This window comes from Spartinivicinus poritis (assembly GCF_028858535.1).
Lineage (GTDB): Bacteria > Pseudomonadota > Gammaproteobacteria > Pseudomonadales > Zooshikellaceae > Spartinivicinus > Spartinivicinus poritis.
On sequence record NZ_JAPMOU010000014.1, the window covers coordinates 105,077 to 126,343 of the forward strand.

At 42.5% G+C, this 21,267-nt stretch carries 18 protein-coding genes; 6 read left to right on the plus strand and 12 right to left on the minus strand.

The features are described 5' to 3' along the window. Positions 1-3: 3 nt before the first annotated feature. Entirely contained in the window at positions 4-486 is a 483-nt protein-coding gene (locus tag ORQ98_RS12690) for a YajQ family cyclic di-GMP-binding protein (RefSeq protein ID WP_274689182.1), read from the plus strand. Positions 487-540: 54 nt separating this feature from the next. Here ORQ98_RS12690 and ORQ98_RS12695 read toward each other — a convergent pair whose 3' ends face one another. The 4 genes from ORQ98_RS12695 to ORQ98_RS12710 form a co-directional block, all read right to left on the minus strand. Beyond that, complete coding sequence (locus ORQ98_RS12695; protein WP_274689183.1) at positions 541-1,554, minus strand: ABC transporter permease; 1,014 nt, start codon at positions 1,552-1,554, stop codon at positions 541-543. Next, complete coding sequence (locus ORQ98_RS12700) at positions 1,541-2,437, minus strand: ABC transporter ATP-binding protein (protein ID WP_274689184.1); 897 nt, start codon at positions 2,435-2,437, stop codon at positions 1,541-1,543. Before ORQ98_RS12700 ends, ORQ98_RS12695 begins: the two co-directional genes overlap by 14 nt. A gap of 29 nt (positions 2,438-2,466) precedes the next feature. Continuing rightward, complete coding sequence (locus tag ORQ98_RS12705) at positions 2,467-3,882, minus strand: AmpG family muropeptide MFS transporter (protein ID WP_274689185.1); 1,416 nt, start codon at positions 3,880-3,882, stop codon at positions 2,467-2,469. Positions 3,883-3,983: 101 nt separating this feature from the next. Continuing rightward, on the minus strand, positions 3,984-4,295 hold the full coding sequence (locus tag ORQ98_RS12710; RefSeq protein WP_180570638.1) for an MGMT family protein: 312 nt from the start codon (positions 4,293-4,295) through the stop codon (positions 3,984-3,986). A 338-nt stretch (positions 4,296-4,633) separates the two neighbouring features. Between ORQ98_RS12710 and ORQ98_RS12715 the strand changes: the two genes are divergently transcribed. Further along, complete coding sequence (locus ORQ98_RS12715) at positions 4,634-5,653, plus strand: DUF481 domain-containing protein (RefSeq protein WP_274689186.1); 1,020 nt, start codon at positions 4,634-4,636, stop codon at positions 5,651-5,653. A gap of 403 nt (positions 5,654-6,056) precedes the next feature. Here ORQ98_RS12715 and ORQ98_RS12720 read toward each other — a convergent pair whose 3' ends face one another. Continuing rightward, entirely contained in the window at positions 6,057-6,818 is a 762-nt protein-coding gene (locus ORQ98_RS12720; protein ID WP_274689187.1) for an SDR family oxidoreductase, read from the minus strand. 103 nt (positions 6,819-6,921) lie between these two features. Here ORQ98_RS12720 and ORQ98_RS12725 point away from each other — a divergent pair, with 103 nt between their 5' ends. The 4 genes from ORQ98_RS12725 to groL all read left to right on the plus strand — a co-directional run bounded on the left by ORQ98_RS12725 (position 6,922) and on the right by groL (position 10,687). Continuing rightward, a complete protein-coding gene (locus ORQ98_RS12725; protein ID WP_274689188.1) occupies positions 6,922-7,623 on the plus strand; it encodes a HugZ family pyridoxamine 5'-phosphate oxidase in 702 nt (233 codons plus the stop codon). A 152-nt stretch (positions 7,624-7,775) separates the two neighbouring features. Beyond that, a complete protein-coding gene (locus ORQ98_RS12730; protein WP_274689189.1) occupies positions 7,776-8,243 on the plus strand; it encodes an FxsA family protein in 468 nt (155 codons plus the stop codon). 449 nt (positions 8,244-8,692) lie between these two features. Then, on the plus strand, positions 8,693-8,986 hold the full coding sequence (locus ORQ98_RS12735) for a co-chaperone GroES (protein ID WP_163832621.1): 294 nt from the start codon (positions 8,693-8,695) through the stop codon (positions 8,984-8,986). Positions 8,987-9,049: 63 nt separating this feature from the next. Beyond that, positions 9,050-10,687, plus strand: a complete 1,638-nt coding sequence (groL, locus tag ORQ98_RS12740; RefSeq protein WP_274689190.1) for a chaperonin GroEL — start codon at positions 9,050-9,052, stop codon at positions 10,685-10,687. A gap of 96 nt (positions 10,688-10,783) precedes the next feature. On the opposite strand, the gene ORQ98_RS12745 is transcribed toward groL, so the two are convergent. From ORQ98_RS12745 to ORQ98_RS12775, 7 genes are all read right to left on the minus strand, one after another. Next, positions 10,784-12,409 (minus strand): methyl-accepting chemotaxis protein, encoded by a 1,626-nt coding sequence (locus ORQ98_RS12745; RefSeq protein ID WP_274689191.1) that lies wholly within the window; start codon positions 12,407-12,409, stop codon positions 10,784-10,786. A gap of 167 nt (positions 12,410-12,576) precedes the next feature. After that, positions 12,577-13,683, minus strand: coding sequence for a DUF1513 domain-containing protein (locus ORQ98_RS12750; RefSeq protein ID WP_274689192.1), 1,107 nt, complete (start codon positions 13,681-13,683; stop codon positions 12,577-12,579). Between the two features lie 4 nt (positions 13,684-13,687). Beyond that, positions 13,688-14,761, minus strand: coding sequence for an imelysin family protein (locus ORQ98_RS12755; RefSeq protein WP_274689193.1), 1,074 nt, complete (start codon positions 14,759-14,761; stop codon positions 13,688-13,690). Positions 14,762-14,777: 16 nt separating this feature from the next. After that, entirely contained in the window at positions 14,778-16,199 is a 1,422-nt protein-coding gene (locus ORQ98_RS12760) for a di-heme oxidoreductase family protein (RefSeq protein ID WP_274689194.1), read from the minus strand. Between the two features lie 410 nt (positions 16,200-16,609). Continuing rightward, a complete protein-coding gene (locus ORQ98_RS12765) occupies positions 16,610-17,932 on the minus strand; it encodes an imelysin family protein (RefSeq protein ID WP_274689195.1) in 1,323 nt (440 codons plus the stop codon). Positions 17,933-18,138: 206 nt separating this feature from the next. Beyond that, positions 18,139-20,178, minus strand: a complete 2,040-nt coding sequence (locus tag ORQ98_RS12770; protein WP_274689196.1) for a putative bifunctional diguanylate cyclase/phosphodiesterase — start codon at positions 20,176-20,178, stop codon at positions 18,139-18,141. Between the two features lie 230 nt (positions 20,179-20,408). Further along, a complete protein-coding gene (locus ORQ98_RS12775; protein WP_274689197.1) occupies positions 20,409-21,260 on the minus strand; it encodes a 6-pyruvoyl trahydropterin synthase family protein in 852 nt (283 codons plus the stop codon). Between the last annotated feature and the right edge of the window lie 7 nt (positions 21,261-21,267).

The following is a 21,267-nucleotide window of genomic DNA, read 5'->3' on the forward strand; positions in this document are numbered from 1 at the left end:
TTTATGCCTTCTTTTGACATCGTTTCTGAAGTGGATAGCCATGAGTTAACCAATGCGGTTGATCAAGCCAGTCGTGAGCTGGAAACCCGCTATGATTTTCGTGGAATAGAGGCCAGCTTTAGCTTAACAGAAAAACAGATTCAAATGACAGCAGAGGCTGACTTTCAGTTACAGCAAATGCTGGAAATGCTGAAAGGCAAGCTAATTAAGCGAGGGATTGATGTAAAGTGCCTGGAAGTAGCAGATTTTTACGGCTCAGGGAAGTTAGTCAAGCAAGAGGCAACTGTACGAGAAGGATTGGACAAAGAGCTTGCTAAAAAAGTCGTTAAGTTGATCAAAGATGCAAAACTGAAAGTACAAGCGGCAGTACAAGGAGAGAAAGTCAGGGTTACGGGTAAAAAGCGTGATGATTTACAGTCAACGATTGCCTTGCTGAAAGAAGCGAGTCTAGATATGCCGCTACAATACAATAACTTTCGTGACTAGTTGATTGGTGGGGGGAGGTGGTTGTTGCAACGACCTCCTAACAGCGCGTGATGGTTAATTGCGCTCCCATCGAAAAAAACTGGCCGCAATCACCAAGCAAACAACAGTAAATATCACCATGATCAGTAAGTGATTGCTGATATCGGTCAGGCTGGCTCCATTAATCATAATTTCCCTTGATGCAGTGACCATATGATTTAAAGGCATTAAGTTGGCTATGAGCTGTAAGGTTTGTGTGGCACTATCTAAGGAAAACCAAACACCTGATAAAAACATCATAGGCCAGGCAATGGCGTTTAAAATACCATCAGCTACCTCTTCTGTACTAATGCGAGAGGCGATAATTAACCCCATGGCTATCATACTGGCACCACCGGTCAACAACACAACAAGTAAATCAATCAGGCTGCCCAGCATTAAAAAGTCGATTGTTAAATAACAGCCAAGATAGAGAGTTAAGCTGATAAGCAGGATGACAACTAACCGCGAGCAAGCTTGTGCGGTAATAAACTGTAGTGCTGACAAGGGGGTGGCTTTAAGGCGTTTTAATACGCCATTTTTGCGGTAGCGAACAATTACAAAACCTACGCCATATAAAGCACTGAACATAATGTTCATGCCAAGTATGCCAGGCATCACCCAGTCCACATAACGAATTTCGCGACCTGTGACCGTTTGTTTGGTTGCATCAGCTGCTTGCTGTAGTAATAGCTGCTCCATGAAATAGCCGCCAGTTGAGTCGCTATTAACCCAGTATTTTATCTGTGAGGACTCAGCTTTAATTAACAGGTCCAACTGATGGTATTTGACTCGATCAATAGCTTGCTGTTGGTCATGATAATAAACAAACTCGATAAATTTGAGGTATTTAAGAGGGTTTAACTGATCTGTAGACGTCTCTACAACACCTACTTTATATTGCTGACGCTGGCTATCTGATAAGGCAAAGTTAAAGCCAATCACTAATAGAAAAGGCATGATTAGTGACCAAGACCAAGCGGCCTTATCGCGATAAAACTCTTTAGTTCGCGCAATGAATATAGCAATAAAGGGTTTAAGGTTTAGCATCTTGCAAGTGGTGGCCAGTCAGCTGTAAAAATAAATCTTCTAAATTGTGTCTTCTGATGCTCAGTCCTGCCAAGTTGACCTGTTCAGCTAATAACTGGTGGATCAGTTTTTCAACTTCATTTGTTGTAAACACCACTTCATTACTATTTACCTGAACTTTAGCAAAAGACTTCAGTTGTAAAGTATTAGTAATATTGTCACGAGGGATAGTGACACGAACACTGGAAAAATGCTTTTGTAATAATGCGGTAGGTGTTCCTTGTTCAATAATTTTTCCCTGATCAATAATAATTAGTTCATCACACAGTGCTTCAGCTTCATCCATGTAGTGTGTGGTTAGCAAGACGGTTTTACCTTGCTGTTTAATTTTTTCAATTAACTGCCAAAATTGCCTTCTGGCTTTTGGGTCTAGACCTGTTGTGGGCTCATCAAGAAATATCAAGTCTGGGTCATTTAAAATGCTAAGTGCTAATAGTAAACGCTGTCGTTGACCACCTGATAATTTAGTAGCATAGCGGTTTAAAATATCATTCAGATTACATAGTTCAATCACGGTGGCTAATGGCAGGGTATGATGATAAAAGTTGGCAAATAACTTAAGAATTTCTTGTGTTGTTAAATAATCCATTAACGCAGTGGCTTGAAACTGAATGCCGATGCGCTGTTTAAAGTTATTGTTACGTTGTTTGCCAGCAAAAAGGATGTTACCCACAGTAGGTTTGGTAATGCCTTCAATCATTTCAATGGTGGTGGTTTTGCCGGCACCGTTAGGCCCAAGTAAACCAAAACAAATACCTTGAGGAATAGCAAAGCTGATTTGGTCAACGGCTAATACCCCAGGGTATTGTTTAGTAAGATCCTTTACCTCAAGAATATATGACATGTCCTTTTTAGAGGTACCCTCATGTTGTTTTAGGGTATGGGTAGAGAACTGTTGGCATCTGTATCCTGCTTGTTAGTAGTATCAGGTGGTGCAACTCTACCTGCAATGACAACTAAAACTAGTACAGGGATACCTAAAATAGCAGTAAAGGTGAAGAAGTGAGAATAGCCAATTTGGTTGACTATCCAGCCTGAACCGCCCCCAATTAGCTTTGGAAATAACAGCATCAGTGAGCTAAACAATGCATACTGTGTAGCAGAAAATGACACATTCGTTAGGCTTGATAAGTAAGCAATAAACGCAACTTGAGCTAGCCCACTGCTCAAATTATCTAGGCTAATGGTAAAAATCAGAAAGCTGGTGTCGTGTCCAATATGGGCCAGTGCAGCAAATAGTAAATTGGTAACGGCAGACATAAAAGCACCAATAAACAGCACTTTAATCACACCAACATACTTAATAATAAAGCCACCTAAAGCAGCTCCTGCCAAGGTCATGATGACACCATAGACCTTTGATATTGTAGCCACTTCAGACTTAGTGAAACCCATATCCACATAAAAAACGTTAGCGATGACTCCCATAACAATATCAGCAATACGATAACTGCCAATTAACAGCAGAATGACTACTGCTTGCCAGCCGTAGCGTTTAATAAAGTCCCAGATGGCGCTAACAAAAATAGTGATAATCTGCTTGAGTAACGAAGAGCCAGGTAAATAGCGGCTGATAACAGCATTACTTTTTTGTTCTAACTCAACCGTTGCTTGGTCAATGTTTCGAACGGGTTCAGGCATCAATAATGTGGTGATAACGCCAATTACCATTAAACTGCCCATCACCAAATAAGTGCTCTGCCAGGCAGTGTACTGATAACCTGTCAGGTCTCCTGAAAACCAAGCAGCAAGCCCAAGGGTGCCTGCACCACCTGTAATGATGGCAACTCGATAACCTCCAATATACATAGCAGCCATGGCTCCTTGTAATTCTGGTTCTGCCATTTCAATTCGATAAGCATCAATAACAATATCTTGAGTAGCTGCACTAAGCGCCGCGATTACTGCAAGTGTTGCCATTATTTCTAGAGGGAAGCCTGAACTGGCTAAAGGGTTTTGCAAAGCCATTAAGAGAAAACAGGATAAAATGGTCAGCTGGCATAGCAGCAACCAGCTGCGGCGTTGACCACACTTTTGGCTTAATGTCGGGATTGCTATTTTATCAACAAGTGGGGACCACAAAAATTTAAAGGCGAAAGCTAATCCTGTCAGGCTGAGCAAAGTGATTGATGCTCGGTCGACACCTGCTTCTCTTAGCCAGAAAGACAGCGAAGAGAAAATCAGCATAAAGGGCAGGCCAGATGAAAAGCCCAGCAGTAGCATGGTAATGACCCGGCGCTGGGTGTATATAGCCAGGGTGTCAAGGAGTTTTGATAAGGTAGCCTGCATGTTTCTTCTACTCAAGTTAGTATCAACTGATTCTTTCCAATGGATATATGTATTGATAGTAATGAGTTCGTGAGCGCTTGTTAAGGTTATATAACTTGATATTATTCACCTTGCCATTGGAATCTTTGTAACGAGACTTTTTGGTTATCGAAGATAATACCTTCTGCTTCGAGTTTCTCTTTTTGTATTGAGAACTGCTTACTATCTCGCGGAAATGATAAGCAGCCTTTGCTATTAATTACCCGGTGCCAGGGTAGCCCAGAACCGTGTGGCAGTTGTTTGAGTACACTGCCCACCATCCGTGCGTGATTGGGCAAGCCAGCCATTCTGGCTACTTGGCCATAGGTAGCAACCCGGCCTTTAGGTATTAAACTAACGACTTGCCAAATGCGGGCATTTTTTGTTGGATCCATTGCTGCTTCTTTTATGATCGTAATAACTTAGTGGTAGTGATGACTGAAGTAGTGATGGTTAATATAGGTTGACAATAACTGTGTTGATGATGCTGAAAAAAATTAATTATTCAAGCTGCAATAAATTAGTTGAAGCAAATAAACAGTTATTGGCCTTAGACAGCCGCCATCATAGCGATGACAAACTTTTTATCAAATTGAATTATTCATTTATGCATGTATCTAACCGTACTCAGTTTTCTTTTAGTAAGCATTAATTATCAATTAAACATATTTCAACCCGTGGTTACTAACTTAGTCAGTAGCTGTTGGCCTTATTAAGAAGTTTCTGTGATCGTATGATGTCAAGGTTAATAAAACAGATAGTCTATACCTGCCTTATATTTATCAGTTGCTCTGCTGTTGCTGATACCCTTACGCTCTCTAATGGCGATAAAATTTCTGGAAAAATTAAGTATCTCGACCAAGAGATACTAGTAATTAAAACACCTTATGCCAATATTCAGTTGGATTGGACTAAGGTGAAATCCATTAAGACTAAAAAGCCAATGACTATTGTTACTCGCTCTGGTGATGTGGTGCATGGCAAGCTAGCTAGTGATGGGGCACTGTATCATGTCAAGCAAGCAGATGGTGAAGTGGTTGAATTTGCTGCTTTAAATGGAATCAGCCAGCTTTACCCCAAAGAGGATAAAGAAAAACCTTGGCGGTTTTCTGGGAAAACCTACGCGTTTCTTGAGTTAAAAGATGGAAATACAGAGTCTGAAGAGCTGAATTTTGATGCTGATTTAAGCTTTGTTCATGGAGTACATCGTCATGACGTCGGGCTAGAAACTGATCGTACGACTAAAAAGGAGCATGTGGTAGAAGATAAGTTGCAAGCTGATTACAGCTATGACTACTTTTACAACCAGCACTGGTACTTTACTACCAACCTAGGCTATGAAGAAGACGGTATCAAAGAGCTGAATGAACGACTCTCTGCTGGTATTGGTTTGGGTTATGAATTCTTCAATACACCACTACACAAGCTTTCTGTTGAAGGTGGTATTAACCATATTCGAGAAAAATACCGGGATGAAGGGGTGAAAGAGTTCGAGGTGTTCCGTTGGGCCCTCGACTACAACAAGGAAATGATATTTTTTGATAAACTGTCGTTCTTCCACAACCACGAAATGTTTATCCCTAAAGAATCAAGCAAGAACTTCCGCTTCGAAAGTGAAACCGGTTTTGAATACAGGCTACCTTATAATATCTCAACAGTACTGCAGTATGAGTACGACTACGATAACTACCCAGCAGAGGGTAAGCATAAGAAAGATAGCACCTTCTCCTTTGGGGTAGGGTATAAGTGGTAATGCCCTTTTGTGGTACTGCTTTTTTGGAGTAGGTTGTCGTAAAAGCCATTTCCCCCCTTTGAAAAAGGGGGGAGCAGGGGGGATTTAAAGTTGCCAGCGTGCTTGTTCTACTTCAGTCAATTTGATCATAATTGGCAAGCGAATTGTTAAAGTTGCTTGAGTAGGTCTTCATGAAATCCCCCTCAGTCCCCCTTTTTCAAAGGGGGAAGCTATATTTTGTTATAGTGTTTATCCTCAAATTGAAGAGTTGTTAGGCAAGGCGTTGAGCGATGAAGCCCCAGGAGCTTATTTGTGATAAGTGACTGGGGTGAAGGCAGTTAAATGCTCCTGCACGAACTGCATTCCCACCATCCGTGGTGGTCAACTGAAAACAACATAGCCTAACAGTTATTCAAGAAGAGGATTAAAGGCGGAAGGCGCCGTCTACTTCTATCACTCTTCCCGAAAAATAATCATTCTGTAGAATAAACTCAGCTGCTTGTGCAATCTCATCAGGAGTGCCCATTCTGTTTAAAGGGATTTGCGAGGTCATGCGTTCCAGTGCGTCTGGTTTCATGCTGGCAGTCATTTCCGTACCAATAAAACCAGGTGCAATGGCAGCACAGCGAATACCATGTCGAGCCAGTTCTTTTGCCCAGGTAACGGTTAAGGCAACTGCACCAGCTTTGGCTGCAGCATAGTTGGTTTGGCCGATATTGCCTGCCCGCGCAATGCTGGAAATGTTGATAATGACGCCAGGCTGTTGCTTTTCAATCATTTTTGCAGCACATTCACGACCACATAAAAACAGTCCAGTCAGATTGACATCAATAACGCTTTGCCATTCTGCCAAGCTCATTTTATTGACGATTTGTCCGTCTTTGACTTTCACTAACATGCGGTCCCGTAAAACTCCGGCATTATTGATGAGCGCATCAATCTTTCCAAACTGTTGACTCACTTGCTCAAATAAGTTTTCAACGGATGTTTCATCTGCCACATTGGCTATAAATGAGTGAGCTTTTGCACCAAGTGATTGGCAGTGATTAACTGCTTCTAGTAATTTATCTTCATTAAGGTCTACCAATGCTAGTTGAGCTTGCTGCTTGGCAAAGCGCTCGGCCATAGCTCTGCCCAGCCCTTGAGCAGCTCCAGTAATGACAATGACTTTATTGGTAATATCCATTTAGTGGCTCCTAATTAATCTGGTAGTAGCTTATTTAGGTGAGAATGATTATTATTTTCTGGTAAGTCTTCGTTTATTGTTGGTAATACCACTGGTTAGAAAAATGAGCAAAAAAGAGCAAGCAGCTTTAGCTGCACGACAGTTGTTACTAAACCAATATCATGGTGTTTTGGCTACTCAATCACTTTCATTACCTGGCTATCCGTTTGGTTCAGTAGTGCCGTATTGTTTGGATGGTAAAGGGAATTTAGTGATGCTGATTAGTCGCATTGCTCAGCATACAAAAAATATAGAGGCTGATAATAAAGTGTCGTTAACGGTAACGGAAGCCGATATTGATGATATTCAAACCGGCGCCAGACTCACTTGGGTGGGCGATGCTTATCAGGTAAATGATCCATTACTGGCTGAGCGTTACTATGCATTTTTCCCTCAAGCCAGAGGCTATCATCAAACTCATGACTTTGACTTTTATGTGATTGAACTGGTGCGTGCTCGCTTTATTGGTGGATTTGGCGAAATTTATTGGCTAGAGCCAGAGCTGCTAGTTAAGCCGAACCCTTTCTTCGGTGAGGTAGAACAGGGTATGGTACAACACATGAATCAGGACCATACTAAAGCCATGATAACCTATTGCCAAAAGGCCAGCATTCAGTTGCCAGATGGTGTAGCGCCTCAGATGGCAGGTATTGATAGTGAAGGGTTTAACCTGCGAGTTGCTGATAAAGTTGTGCGGCTTGCTTTTCATGAAGTGGCCGAAACACCTCAGCAAGTGCGAAAGCTGTTAGTCGCTATGGCCGGTTGATTAATCACCTGTACGACTTATTACATGTAAGGGGGTTGAAAATAACTGGATTTGCCTTCATCTTATAAAGAAATGAAGGCTTTGTTAGCAAAAAGTATGCTATGAAGGGGTGGCTTCACTTCTTTATCAGTGTACTTTAGGAGATTAAAACCATGCGCCCCTTATTAATGTTATTTATTGTTGTCCCCATTGTTGAAATGTTTGTGCTGATTAAAGTGGGGGAAGTTATTGGTGCGTGGTTAACTATTGGTTTAGTGCTGCTAACGGCTGTGATTGGGTTACAACTGCTGCGTCAACAAGGGTTGTCGACGTTAATGCATGCCCAGCAAAAAATGCAGCAAGGGCAAATACCTGCACAGGAAATGGCTGAAGGTATTGTACTGGCAGTAGGAGGTGCATTATTACTCACACCGGGCTTTGTTACCGATGCCTTTGGCTTTTGCTGTTTACTTCCTTTTACCCGTCACTGGCTAATTAAACAGGCAATTAAGAAGGGCTTTAAAGTGCATAATGTGCATGCATCAGCTCACTTTACCGCAGAAGGATCTGCCCATCGCGACCCTCACATTATTGATGGGGAGTTTAAGCGAGAAGATGACTGGCATAAACTAAACAAATAACAGTGCCTCCAAAATACCCTATCACCTTATATCTCTCGGCCTTTGCGACAGCCTAAAGGCCTATATTGTAATAGTTACCCACTATCCTCAGTACTGCTCGTGAGTTGTATCTTTGCGAGCATTTCAGATCCATCACATCCACAGAATACTACTTGAGTTGTCAGTCGATTAACTCTCTTGGTAGAAAAAAATTAAAAAAATTTTGTTGAAAGGTGTTGAAAAGTTTTTGGAGCAACCCCATCTTCCTTCACACAAAAGTTTGATGTCAGTCATAGTATGGTCTGCCTTCGAGTTGTAGGCGCAATCTACTGATGGCTGGATCAATTTAGCTGCTTTCTTAAGGCTGCTTTCTTAAGGAATGCTGCATAGCAATAAGCTGATTATGCTGTGCTGATTTATACGATAGTTGAGCAACACTCGGCGAATTGAAAAACATTGGAGAGTGATCAATGAAAATCCGTCCATTACACGATCGCGTTGTCGTACGTCGTCAAGAAGAAGAAACCACTACTTCTGGCGGCATTGTGTTACCAGGTACTGCTGCTGAAAAGCCTAACCAAGGTGAAGTTGTTGCTATTGGTGAAGGCAGAGTTTTAGATAACGGCGAAGTACGTCCATTAAGTGTTAAGGTTGGCGACAAGGTCGTTTTTGGTCAGTACGCTGGAAGCAACACAGTAAAAATTGACGGCGAAGAGCTGATCATCATGAATGAAAGCGAAATTTATGGTGTGTTGGAAGGCTAAGCCTTTTTAATTTATTTCTCGCTTTCTTAAACAGATAATTTAGTTCAAAGTAAGGATATTAACATGGCAAAAGAAGTCGTTTTCAGTGATGACGCCCGTCAGCGCATGTTGCTAGGTGTTAACCAATTAGCAGATGCAGTTAAGGCTACCTTAGGACCAAAAGGTCGTAATGTAATTATCGAAAAATCTTTCGGTGCGCCAACCATTACTAAAGATGGTGTTTCTGTTGCGAAAGAAATCGAGCTGAAAGACAAGTTCGAAAACATGGGCGCGCAAATGGTTAAAGAAGTAGCGTCTCAAGCAAATGACAAAGCAGGTGACGGTACAACAACTGCGACTGTACTCGCTCAGTCAATCGTTAACGAAGGTTTGAAGTCTGTTGCTGCAGGCATGAACCCAATGGACCTAAAGCGTGGTATCGACAAAGCAGTTGTTGCTGTTGTTGAAAAATTACAAGCGGCTGCGACTCCATGTGAAACCTCAAAGTCTATTGCTCAAGTAGGTACCATTTCTGCTAACGCTGATGAGCAAGTCGGTGAAATCATTGCTCAAGCAATGGAAAAAGTAGGTAAAGAAGGTGTAATCACTGTAGAAGAAGGCAGTGGTTTAGAGAACGAACTGGACGTTGTTGAAGGTATGCAGTTTGACCGTGGCTACCTGTCACCTTACTTCATCAACAACCAAGAAAGCATGAGTGCTGAGCTGGAAAGCCCATACATTCTGTTGGTTGATAAGAAAATCTCTAACATCCGTGATCTGCTACCCGTTCTAGAAGCGGTTGCTAAAGCATCTAAGCCACTGTTAATTATTGCTGAAGATGTTGAAGGCGAAGCATTAGCAACACTGGTTGTTAACAACATGCGTGGCATCGTTAAAGTAGCCGCTGTTAAAGCGCCTGGCTTCGGTGATCGTCGTAAGGCTATGTTGCAAGACATCGCTATTCTGACTGGCGGAACGGTTATTTCTGAAGAAGTCGGCCTGTCTTTAGAAGGCGCTACCTTAGATGATCTTGGCCAAGCTAAGCGTGTAACGATCACTAAAGAAGACACAACAGTTGTTGACGGTGCTGGCGCTGCTGCTGATATTCAAGCGCGTGTTGAGCAAATCCGTGCTGAAATTGAGCAATCTACTTCTGACTACGACAAAGAAAAACTGCAAGAGCGCGTTGCTAAGCTTGCTGGTGGTGTTGCCGTCATCAAAGTAGGTGCTGGTTCTGAAGTAGAAATGAAAGAGAAGAAAGCCCGTGTTGAAGACGCATTACACGCAACTCGTGCCGCTGTAGAAGAAGGCGTTGTTGCTGGTGGTGGTGTTGCACTGGTGCGTGCTTTACAAGGCATCACTGTTGAAGGTGATAACGAAGATCAAAACCAAGGTGTTGCTTTAGCACTGCGTGCTTTAGAAGCGCCAATTCGTCAAATCGCTGAAAATGCTGGTGATGAAGGCTCTGTAGTTGTAGACAAAGTGAAGCAAGGCGAAGGTAGCTTTGGTTACAATGCTGCAACGGGTGAGTACGGCGATATGATTGAGATGGGTATTCTTGATCCAGCTAAAGTAACTCGTGCTGCACTACAAGCAGCAGCATCTGTTGCTGGTCTGATGATCACGACTGAAGCAATGGTTGCTGAAATCCCAGAAGATAAGCCTGCGCCTGATATGGGCGGCATGGGCGGTGGCATGGGTGGAATGGGCGGCATGATGTAATGTCGGCTATTTAGCCAAGCTTCCTCTTTGGCAGCTAACGCTAAAAAACCCCTCAATTGAGGGGTTTTGCTGTTTTAGGGAAATGAAAAATTATGTTTAGTGGCCTAGTTTGTTAACGATTTTTTCAAGCTCATTAGACAAATCTTCCAAAGCGGCGCTGGTTTGTGCAGTTTTTTCTGCTTGATCACTGTTGGAAGAAGCAATGGTGGTAATTTCATGGATGTTCTGGGTTATATCTTCTGCAACAGAGGTTTGCTCTTCTGCCGCAGTGGCAATTTGGTGGTTCATATCACGAATTTCTTCAACTGCCTGAGTAATATTTTTTAAAGCAGTACCAGCCTGAGATACTCTTTCTACCCCAAGATCGGTTTGGGTTTTGCCTCGCTCAATCGCTTCAACTGCGTGGTGTGCACCCACTTGAACATTTTCAATAATGCCTTGTATTTCTGCTGTCGATTGCTGAGTACGTTGGGCCAGTGTCCTTACTTCATCGGCCACGACTGCAAACCCTCGACCTTGATCACCTGCCCGTGCTGCTTCAATGGCTGCGTTTAGAGCTAGCAGGTTAGTTTGTTCAGCAATACCTCGAATGACGTCTAATACAGTACCAATACTTTTGGTGTCTTCTTCTAGCTTTTGAATAACCTCTGATGCATTAGCAATTTCTTGTGACATATTTTCAATGGTTTTAATAGTGCCTTCCATTACCGTCATGCTTTCCTGGGCTGATTCATCTGCTTGGCTGGCTGCACTAGCGGCGCCTTGAGCATGTTCTGCCACTTCATTTGCAGTGGCGGTCATTTGATTCATGGCTGTGGCTACTTGGTCCGTTCTGGAGTGCTGTTCCTGAATACCTTTGTTGATTCCAGATGAGATCTGCACTAATTCTGAGGAAGAAAAAGATAAGCTGCTTAAAGCATCTTTTAGGTTAGTCACAGTCGTTTTAAGGGAGAGCTGCAGCTGGTTGGCTGCACTGGCAAGTTTGCCAAGTTCATCTTCTCGGTCAAGCTGGAGTACGGTAGTAAGCTCACCCTCGCTAACATTGCTGATATGGTCGATTATTTGTCTGGTGGGTTTTACCAGAAAGTGATGTAACATCAAGCTTAGGGCAACACCAACAATCACTAAAATAACTATCATGGATGAGGTAGCCACTAAACTGACTTTATTACTGTCTGCTTTTGCAGTAGCGGCTTCTTCCGCAGCTATTGTCGATAAGCGTGCAGCTGCTTCTTCCAGTAGCTTTGATGGTTCTCGATCAACACCACTGACGCTTTTATCGCCCTTACTGATATCAAACTTGGACTGAACAAAAGTATCCTTTCCTTGCCGGTATTTTGTGGCCATTTCTTGGTATTTAGTCCTGAAGTTTTCGAGAGTGTTGAGGGTTTCTTTGTCCTTAACATTTTGTTGAAGCGCTTCTAGCATGGTTTTTATTTTTTTCTCTTGTGCTTCGAAACGCCCCCAGTATTTATTTAGTTGGTTAGCATCGTTACCGCGAATTAAAACATTTTTCCATTCCTGAACCTGTCGTTTAAATTCAAGATTAATTTGAGTAATGGTAAGCGCGTTATTAAACTCTTGATTAAGTAGTGTTTGATGCTGATCAACAGTATGACTAAATCTTAGAAAACCCCATTCAGAAACAGCAAATATCAGGGTAAGACCCACAATAAATAATGAGAAAATTTTGACTACTAAGCTTTGCTTTAGCCACTCCATTACAACACCTCAATAGCTAACGCCTCTTACCGACAGAGTGAATCACTAAGTTGCTAACAGGTTTAAGTGTAGATGAAAGCTGACGTTTTTTTACAATGGAGTGACTAAAATTTAGCACCTGTGGAACTCAGTTCAACAGGCGCTAACGCCTAGTAGGTCTTGTAGGATCAGATAGTCGCAAGTGCTAAGTGATTGTCCCAAGCGATACCTGCAAAACGTTGTTGAGTCATTGGCGTCATCGAGCCTTGGTGGCATTTGATAGTATGCAAGTGCCCAAGCCCGGTCGTAACAGCACAATGATTCGTACTTATTGCAACTGCTCCAGCGGCATCTGCCACATTGAGGGTAGTCCCTAACTTGCCGGTGCTTAGCTGCCAGCTCATGACTTGGTTTGCACGAGGGCAGGTAATAACAACCGTATCAGCATGATCGAGAATGCAGACGCTCGCTGTGTATTGATTCATTTGCAGCCAGGCTAGTTCATCTCCAGCAAGTGGGGTTAGGGGGCGACCTTGAGCAAGTTGACTGGCAACTAAAGGCTCAATATCTGACTGGTCACCTTGATATTGCATACCGGCAACGATTTGTCCTTGTTGAGAAATAGCTAAGTGACGGATACTCAGTTGGTGATGAACAAAGACTTGTTGATCAACCAGCTTGCCTGTCTCAATGCTGATATGACTCAGATTGGGGGCCATACTATCCAGGTTGAGTTTTTTTCTACCGCTGTTTGGGTGAGTTAAAATGCCCCCGTTGGCCACCACCAGAAATTGTCCATCGGGATGCAATACCAGTTCATGGGGGCCAATGCCGCCACTGGCAATTTCTCCCTGGCGGGTAAAATGTTGGGTGTCATAAATGCCAATAACACCAGTGCCTTGCTGCCAGTTATTTTCTGTGCAAAACAGTAGTTTTCCATCTTGACTAAAAACACCATGGCCATAAAAGTGTCGTTTAGCGGCCGCATTTATCGCAGTAATTAATTTGCCTTGCTGCCAGTCAACAATATGTATCTGCTGGCCTGGTCGGCGGTCGAATACTGCTGCCAGCGGCTGATTAGGGTGAGTACTAATGGCATGGGCTCTGGCAGGTAAGGGTAATTGCCATGTTGGTTGATGTGTAACAGTCGAAAAGGCCGCAACGCCATATTGGCCTGTTTGATTTTTATAGGCACTCACTAGGAGTGGGGTAGACGTGTTCGCCCAGTTATGCTGACTGACTGCCAAACCGGTACCGCCTGCAACAAGGCTGATCAGAAATTGTCGCCGATCCATGTTATTAATCTCCATCATTAGCATTAAAACTAATGATTACACCTAATTTGTCGGGTAATTGCTGACTGAACAGTTGTTTTAATTGTTTTAAGTTTTCAGCCAGTTGAGAGGCCTGCTTTAACTGCTGCTGTTTTAATAAAATAAAAAGTGATTGTTTAAATTGACCAAGCAGTGTAAAGGTAAAGTTAAATTGTTGATCGATTTTCTCAGCTAATAAATTCCCTTGTTTTTTCTCCAATAGTAGCGGCTTTAATTGAACCTGATAAAGTTGCTTGATGCTAATTAAATTGTGCTTAATATTGTCGATTGAATGTTGACTACGCCAGGACTCAGCAAAATAAGGGTTTGCTTTTTGTTTACCGAGGGGCATAACCAGCTTCTTGTGACTACGCTCGATTAGGGTCGCCATGCCATTAAGTAATTGGCTGATACTCTCTTCGACAGTTGGTTTATTCGTAGCAGTTTCAGTTTGCCAGCTTTTTTCAAGCTGCTGAGCATTTGCAAATAAATGAGCACTGATACTGGCCAACATTTTACAGCGTTGAGAACTGTTAGTGACCTGTTGATCAGGTTTAAGCTGAGGATCAAATAATAAATATTCAGCTGCGCTTAACCCTTGAACCAGTACACTGGATGTTTTAACTGTTTCTATAGAAATTGTATTTGGCTGAGAATGAGTGGCTAAAAAACCTTCTACTTTTCGCTTGATCAGGTTTTTTTTATCAGGCCAGAACTGAAACCGCCAAGCCATATTACCCTGTTGTACTGGACCAAAATTAATCACCTCAGCAATCATCCAGCTATTCATCAATTGTCGCCAGTGATTTTGTACAACTGTAAACTTTGCTGCAGAAGGTGATTGACACAGCTCTAAAGATGATTGCTGGAAGTAACGGGCTGAGTTGGTTAGCTGTTGATAAAACCCTGACACTTGTTGATGTACGCTTAGTGCTGCTGGTGGCGGTGGAGAATCGGCCGAAGCCACATTGCTCAGCCAGTAGCTGTTACTAGCGGCAATGAGCAATGTTGTTAGGAGGTAGGTTTTACTTAAGACAGTTGGAAGTTGTTTAAAGTTCATGTCGGCATCTAAAGAATTACAGTGAGTTGAGAAAGGCTAGTAATGCTTGGCGGTCTTGTTTAGCCATGTTGAGGACACGTTGCTTCGCTGCTTCTGCTTCACCACCATGCCACAGGATAGCTTCCATTAGATTGCGAGCACGTCCATCATGAAGAAAGAAAGTATGGCCATTTACCTGTTGGGTGAGCCCAATACCCCACAAGGGTGGTGTACGCCATTCTTTACCATTAGCTAGAAACTCAGGGCGGTTATCAGCAAGCCCCTCGCCCATATCGTGTAATAACAAGTCGGTATAGGGGTGAATGACTTGATTGGACTGCTCAGGCTGTTCCTTAAGTGTGGGGGTTTTAAACTGAGTGATATGACAGCTGCTGCATTGGGCTTGTTCAAATAACTTTTCACCTTTTTGCACCATTGGGTCATCTAGATTGCGACGGGCAGGGACCGCCAGGTTTCGTGAATAAAACTCGACAAACTTAAGAATTTTATCTTCTACTTCTGGGTTGCCGCCCGTTGCTGCCTTTTGACAAGCCGCTTGTTTTGCAGTGCAGTCCGTGCTTGGAAATAAGTTGGAAGTGATCCCAATATCCCCATTAAAAGCCGCAGCATTTTGTTGCATTAAAGAGGGCTGTCCTGCTTTCCAGCCAAACCGGCCCAAGGACGGTTTCTCTTTGGTTTTGTCCCAAACCTGGTTGGCTTTGCCAGAAATACCATCGTTATTACGATCATCAGGGTCTGCATTAGCTAAAATATCCGCTTCAGTGATGGCCTCTAATAAACCTAAGCCGATCATAGGAGAGGCGATTCGGGCAGAAAGTAGGGTGTCTTTGTGCATAGCTCCATAATTCAGCCCTGTAATAGTTAGGTTGGGCTGACGTAACGTGACGGTTTCTCCATCAGCAAACTTCACGGTAATGGGGGTATATTCAATATTTACCTTCCCTTCTTCTGGTACCCCTGGTACGCCAAAATCTTGCAGTTGGCCACCATAGGTTGGCTCAGGTATGACTCCGGAATAAACCAATTGTTGTTTTTCTTCGGCGGTTTTAGCTGGAACACTTAATCTGACCAGCAAAGACACTGCATTATCGTTGGGACTTTCGGGTGGGTGGCCACGTCCATCTTTGATATGACAGTTCTGACAGCCATTAGTATTAAAAACTGGACCTAAACCATCACGTGCCGTTGTTGTCGCAGGCGCTATTACCCAGGGATTGCGAAAAAAACTGTTGCCAACGCTAAAGTCCAGCTTGCGACTTAGTGGCATATTGGCTGAGGGGAGAGAGAACGCATTGTGTGTGGTATTAAATACAGTGGCAGTACCGCCAGAGAGTGCTTTGGTTTTTTGTTGTTCAGTGGGCTCATTACCTGCAAATACTGGTAATACCAAAAAACAGGCGACTACTGTTGTGGGTCGTTTTCCCATAGGCTTAATCATCAAAAACTTCCTAAAAACAAGACAGGATAATGGTGTATATCGTAACAACGCCTATGAGTGCGTTTTAATTTTGCGCTATTATATTTTTTTAGGCAGTGAATGAGTAGTATTTTTAGTGTTGGTTTTTTAGTAGTTTGGTGTGTGGATATGTAGTCAAGCCCTAACTAAAGTCTTTCTCACTATTGAGGCTGTCACGAAAAGTGAGCGATTAGAGCTATGGCACAATCCAGCTTCCCCCTTTGAAAAAGGGGGATTGAGGGGGATTTCATGAAAGTCTACTCAAACCTTAAACCACCCACTAGTCTTTTTATACTCAAACTTAAATCCCCCCTAGCCCCCCTTTTTCAAAGGGGGGAACAACCAAATTGCAAGATACAACTTGCTTAGGATGCCTAGTAGATAATTATCAATTAATTAAACTCATGATCTGCGGTATCAGGGCTTAGATTACTAACCCCGATTAAACCAGCAGCCATTTCAATAGCTGCGGTCTCTGCCACTAATGCTTGAATCGCATTTTGTGGAATTTGATTCGCTTTTTTGTTGTTGGCTGCAATTAACTGATCAAATGCGAAGCCATTTTTAGCTGAATCAACCATTGCTTGGAGTGCCTGCTCAGTATTGTTGAATGCGCTAGCAATGGCTTTTGCTTTATTGGCATCTTTTTGTTTAACTAAGTCAGCCAGGCTTGGGCCTGATAAGACAGAGCCATCAACTCGCTTGTACTCACCGAAATAAATATTTTTAACGCCCTTACCATTGTAATAGTGAGAGTAATGCGTATTATCACTGAAACAGTCGTGTTCATCTTCTGGTGAGTTAGCTTCCAAAGCCACTTTGATTCTTTCGCCGGCTAATTCTCCTAATGCTAAACTGCCCATTCCAAACAGCATTTTACGTAAGCCATCTTCTGGTTTCTCATTCAGTAGCTGTTGGCGGTAATTATTAGCGACAGTTGGTGACCACTGTTTAACCATTTCGTCTAAATCATTGACCAATAGCTCGGCAGCTGCTTTCAGGTAAGCTGCACGGCGTTCACAATTTCCGTTGGTACAAGCTTTACCTGCTGTATAATCAGTGGCGGGGCGTTTACCTGCACCAGGGTTAGTGCCGTTTAAATCCTGGCCCCATAGTAAAAATTCAATGGCGTGGTAACCACTAGCCACGTTAGCTTCTGAACCACCTAGCTCATTTAAGTCGGCCAATAGTTTTGGTGTTAATTTACTTACATCTAATGAATTATTACCTATCTTCAGGGTAGCGTTAGCAATGATATTGGCTTTGGCGCCTTCGTTGCCTAATTCGTGCTCATAGCTGGCATCAACATAATCAATTAAGCCTTCATCTAGTGGCCATGCATTTACTTGGCCTTCCCAGTCGTCAACAATGGCATTACCAAAACGAAATACTTCAGTTTGCTGGTAAGGAACTCTTGCTGCAATCCAGGCTTCTTTGGCTTTAGCTAAATTGGCTTCAGTAGGAGCTTGAAGGAATGTCTCAACGGCTTTTTGTAACGCTTTAGCTGTCGTTAAACCATCTGAATAGTTAGCATAGGCGATATCTGCATAATGCTTAACCACAGCAGCTGGCGTTACTTGAGTGCTAGCTACCGCTGATGAGGAGACAGTTGATACAGCAGTTGTCTGAGTTTGTTCAGCACCTGCGTAACTAACCAGAGCCATACTGGCAAAAGCACAAGCGAATAAATTTCGGGTAAAACCTGTTGATTGCATTGACATCCACTCCTAACGCTTATCTTAGTAATAAGAGTGGAGAGTATAATGATAATGTTTATCGTTTAAAAGTGACAAGTGACTTTACTATGGCTGGTTAACAATATTTTATTGGATAATAAATAAGGTGTTGTTTATTTCTAAGCGTGTTACTGGCAAGGTATTTTTAGTAAAAAAAGTCTAACGGGGGCTGGCTTCAATGTGGGCTAAGCTGCTTTGTAGTTTTTTTTTATGAATTGTTGAAACTGCTCTTCAGAAACGGGTTTGCTGTAATAATAACCCTGACCTTCCTGACAACCTTGTTCTATGATGTAGGCTTCTTGCTCAACCGTTTCTACACCTTCTGCAATTACACTTAAATTTAAGCTTTTACTTAACTGAATTATGGCCCTAACAATAGTAGCGTTTTCTTCGTCTTCCAATACATCTTGAACAAAGCTTTTATCAATCTTGATTTTGTCGAAGGGGAGTTTCTTTAGATAGCTGAGCGAGGAGTAGCCAGTTCCAAAATCATCGATGGCGATCATCACGCCTGACCGTTTGATACTGTTTAGTTTAGCAGCAGCCATAGACAGGTCTTCCATAATACCCGTTTCAGTCACCTCCAGCTCTAGGCAGTGGGGAGGAATATTATTCTTTTGAATAGTATCTGCAATTAAGGATTCAATTTTCTCATGACGAAGCTGTACAGCAGACAGGTTAACGGCGATACGAAAGTCTTCAAACCCTTGTTGGTGCCAGTTATTTAATTGGTGACAGGCTTGGTTGAGCACCCATTCACCAATATCGATGATGGTGTTGCTTTTCTCTGCTAGGGGGATAAACAGGTCTGGGGAAATAAACCCTTTGTCTGGGTGAATCCAGCGAATTAAGGCCTCTGCACCAGCAACTCGCCCAGTTAAATAAGAAACTTGTGGCTGGTAAACAAGATGGAGCTCTTCGTTTTCCAGCGCTCTTTGCAGGTCTTTTTCAAGCTGGCGACGCACCCGCATTTCTGTGTCAACACTAGCAATATAAAATTGAAAACGATTTTGGCTACGGGTTTTTGCCAGCGTCATGGTTTGTTCGGCTTTTTGCAGTAGCTTTTCAGGGTTATTACCATCTTCTGGATAAAGGGTGATTCCCATCGTTGAGCGAATGGAGATAGGAATATTATTGATGACAAAGGGTTCTTCTAAGTCGCTAAGCACTTGTTGGGCTAATTCAGCTGCTTCATAGGGTTGGTCAATTTCATCCTGGATAATGGCAAACTGGTCTCCTCCTAATCGTCCGACTGCTTTAACTTTATGGTGTTGATTTCTCAGTCGATCGGCAAGCGCCATAAGAATATGGTCACCCACTTTATAGGTAAATTGCTCATTGACACCCTTGAAATCATCAATACCACAACAGAGAACAGCGACTGACTTGTTACGAGCACTGGCTTCTTGAAGAATTTGTTGTAATTCTTTTTGTAACATGACTCGATTAGGCAAACCGGTTAAAAAGTCGTATTGGGCTAGCCGGAGCACATGGGCTTCAGCTTTTTGCCGCTTGGTATTATTACGGTCAATGGAGTCCAACAGTTGGTTCGCCGTTCGAATCCATAGGCCGAGCTCGTTGTTTTCATTGCCTGGCAGCATAGGAATTTTTTTTTGGCCAGGCTGGTCAGGGTTAATTCTTGATAAGTTGTCAATAATGCGGGTTAGGGGTTTGGTGAGTAGCCAGGTATAAATTAAATAGAGTACCGTGGCCATAGCAATGGCTCGTAATAAGCCAGAGGTAAAGATAATAATTGATCGATTGACAAATTCTGAGCCGCTCCGTGCGGTATCAATCGTAATTACCAAGTCACCGTAATACTCACTGTAAGGAAGCCGACCAAACAAGTTCACTTTATAAGTACGTTCTTGATTAAAAATTTTGTCAGTTAGCCAGCGATAAGGGGTGTCTATAAGAGGGCGGCTTTTTTCAGCCAGCATGGGTTCATCTGGGTGGCCAATGGCGGCATAGCGAATAGAATTGTTCTCAAATAAGCCTTCAACCACTTGAGAAGCCATTTCCTTGTCTAAGCTGTATACCGCCTGAATAGCGGGGTCTCTGACCATAGCGAGCATCGCATAGGCAGAGGTATCGATGGTTTCATCGGCGCTATAGGCGTCATATACAATTTGAGCAAAACTTAATACAAGTCCAACCAAGCATGCGGACAGTAAAACGACCCGCAACAGTTTGACTGATAACCTGTTCTGTTTAGCTATAGCCAAATTGACTTCCCCAGGTTATAAGGTCTATAAGTGCTTTTACCCTACCAGTATGAGAAATGTTTTAATATTCGTCAAAAATGTTTTTTATTCGGGATGGAAATAAATAGTTTTTTTTGATTGGGTGATAAATGCTGTGAATATTAGGCCTGCTAATGTATACCTGGAAAGTATAAACATTAACAGTCCATGGGTTAATTAAAAATTAAAATGACTATTTTAGTTGCAGAATATTAAAGTTCTGCTATAGCACCTTTTTTAAAGCCTTCAAAGGCATTAACAGTAATTTTATCATTTGGATAGGCTGTTTTAATTGTGTTTGCAATATGTTGAGCAATGAGTTCAACAGTGCTATCTGAGTCAATTAGATAACAATGGGGTTGACTGATCACTAGCTCAAAATAGCCCTGTTGGGCTGTGTAGGCAAATTTAAAATAAGCCATATCATTATCAATAAACTCGCCAGTGATGTCTTCTTTTGTTCCAATATAAATATCACGAAATTGGTTAGCATAATCTGCTTCGAGTAGCGGGTCTGGTTCGCCATTACGATATATATTAATAGCAGAACGGTGTCCATGGGCGATCCGTTGACAACACCCTTTGTGTTTTTTCAAACCATGACTGTAATGATAAAATGAGCCATTAATTATCTCTGGATATAATTTTAAAGTAATATTTTCAACATTATCAGGTAATACCTGTTTTAAATGCTGTTCGATCACAGGTGTTATCGTTGAGGGAGATATTTCACTGGCATCAATGGTGATAATGGCACTGCTTGGCGCATCACAAATAATTTTGCCGCGGTTTTCTGTTGACAGGGTAACATTCATCCGTCCATGTTCTGCGGCAATATTGATCGCTGGGTGAGTACCTGGCACCAATAGCTTATGGTCTACAAAATCATCAATTGTTTGTTTAATGGTCTTTTTTACCTGACCAAAATCAAACACCATTCCTTCTTCATTGAGTTGGCCATCAAGGATAACATCTACCAGCCAGCTTTCACCAACCAGACCGCGAGTAGCGCAGTAGTAGGAAAAGTCGATAACAGTTAGTTGCTTAACAAATAAAGCAGGCATTTTACTT

Bases quoted from the DNA above. Each gene is read 5' to 3' on its own strand.
- ORQ98_RS12705 (WP_274689185.1), bottom strand. From the start codon at position 3,882: ATGCAGGCTACCTTATCAAAACTCCTTGACACCCTGGCTATATACACC.
- ORQ98_RS12695 (WP_274689183.1), bottom strand. From the start codon at position 1,554: ATGCTAAACCTTAAACCCTTTATTGCTATATTCATTGCGCGAACTAAA.
- ORQ98_RS12725 (WP_274689188.1), top strand. From the start codon at position 6,922: ATGAGCAAAAAAGAGCAAGCAGCTTTAGCTGCACGACAGTTGTTACTA.
- ORQ98_RS12750 (WP_274689192.1), bottom strand. From the start codon at position 13,683: ATGGATCGGCGACAATTTCTGATCAGCCTTGTTGCAGGCGGTACCGGT.
- ORQ98_RS12730 (WP_274689189.1), top strand. From the start codon at position 7,776: ATGCGCCCCTTATTAATGTTATTTATTGTTGTCCCCATTGTTGAAATG.
- ORQ98_RS12775 (WP_274689197.1), bottom strand. From the start codon at position 21,260: ATGCCTGCTTTATTTGTTAAGCAACTAACTGTTATCGACTTTTCCTAC.
- ORQ98_RS12745 (WP_274689191.1), bottom strand. From the start codon at position 12,409: ATGGAGTGGCTAAAGCAAAGCTTAGTAGTCAAAATTTTCTCATTATTT.
- ORQ98_RS12700 (WP_274689184.1), bottom strand. From the start codon at position 2,437: ATGTCATATATTCTTGAGGTAAAGGATCTTACTAAACAATACCCTGGG.
- groL (WP_274689190.1), top strand. From the start codon at position 9,050: ATGGCAAAAGAAGTCGTTTTCAGTGATGACGCCCGTCAGCGCATGTTG.
- ORQ98_RS12735 (WP_163832621.1), top strand. From the start codon at position 8,693: ATGAAAATCCGTCCATTACACGATCGCGTTGTCGTACGTCGTCAAGAA.
- ORQ98_RS12755 (WP_274689193.1), bottom strand. From the start codon at position 14,761: ATGAACTTTAAACAACTTCCAACTGTCTTAAGTAAAACCTACCTCCTA.
- ORQ98_RS12720 (WP_274689187.1), bottom strand. From the start codon at position 6,818: ATGGATATTACCAATAAAGTCATTGTCATTACTGGAGCTGCTCAAGGG.
- ORQ98_RS12760 (WP_274689194.1), bottom strand. From the start codon at position 16,199: ATGATTAAGCCTATGGGAAAACGACCCACAACAGTAGTCGCCTGTTTT.
- ORQ98_RS12690 (WP_274689182.1), top strand. From the start codon at position 4: ATGCCTTCTTTTGACATCGTTTCTGAAGTGGATAGCCATGAGTTAACC.
- ORQ98_RS12710 (WP_180570638.1), bottom strand. From the start codon at position 4,295: ATGGATCCAACAAAAAATGCCCGCATTTGGCAAGTCGTTAGTTTAATA.
- ORQ98_RS12765 (WP_274689195.1), bottom strand. From the start codon at position 17,932: ATGCAATCAACAGGTTTTACCCGAAATTTATTCGCTTGTGCTTTTGCC.
- ORQ98_RS12715 (WP_274689186.1), top strand. From the start codon at position 4,634: ATGATGTCAAGGTTAATAAAACAGATAGTCTATACCTGCCTTATATTT.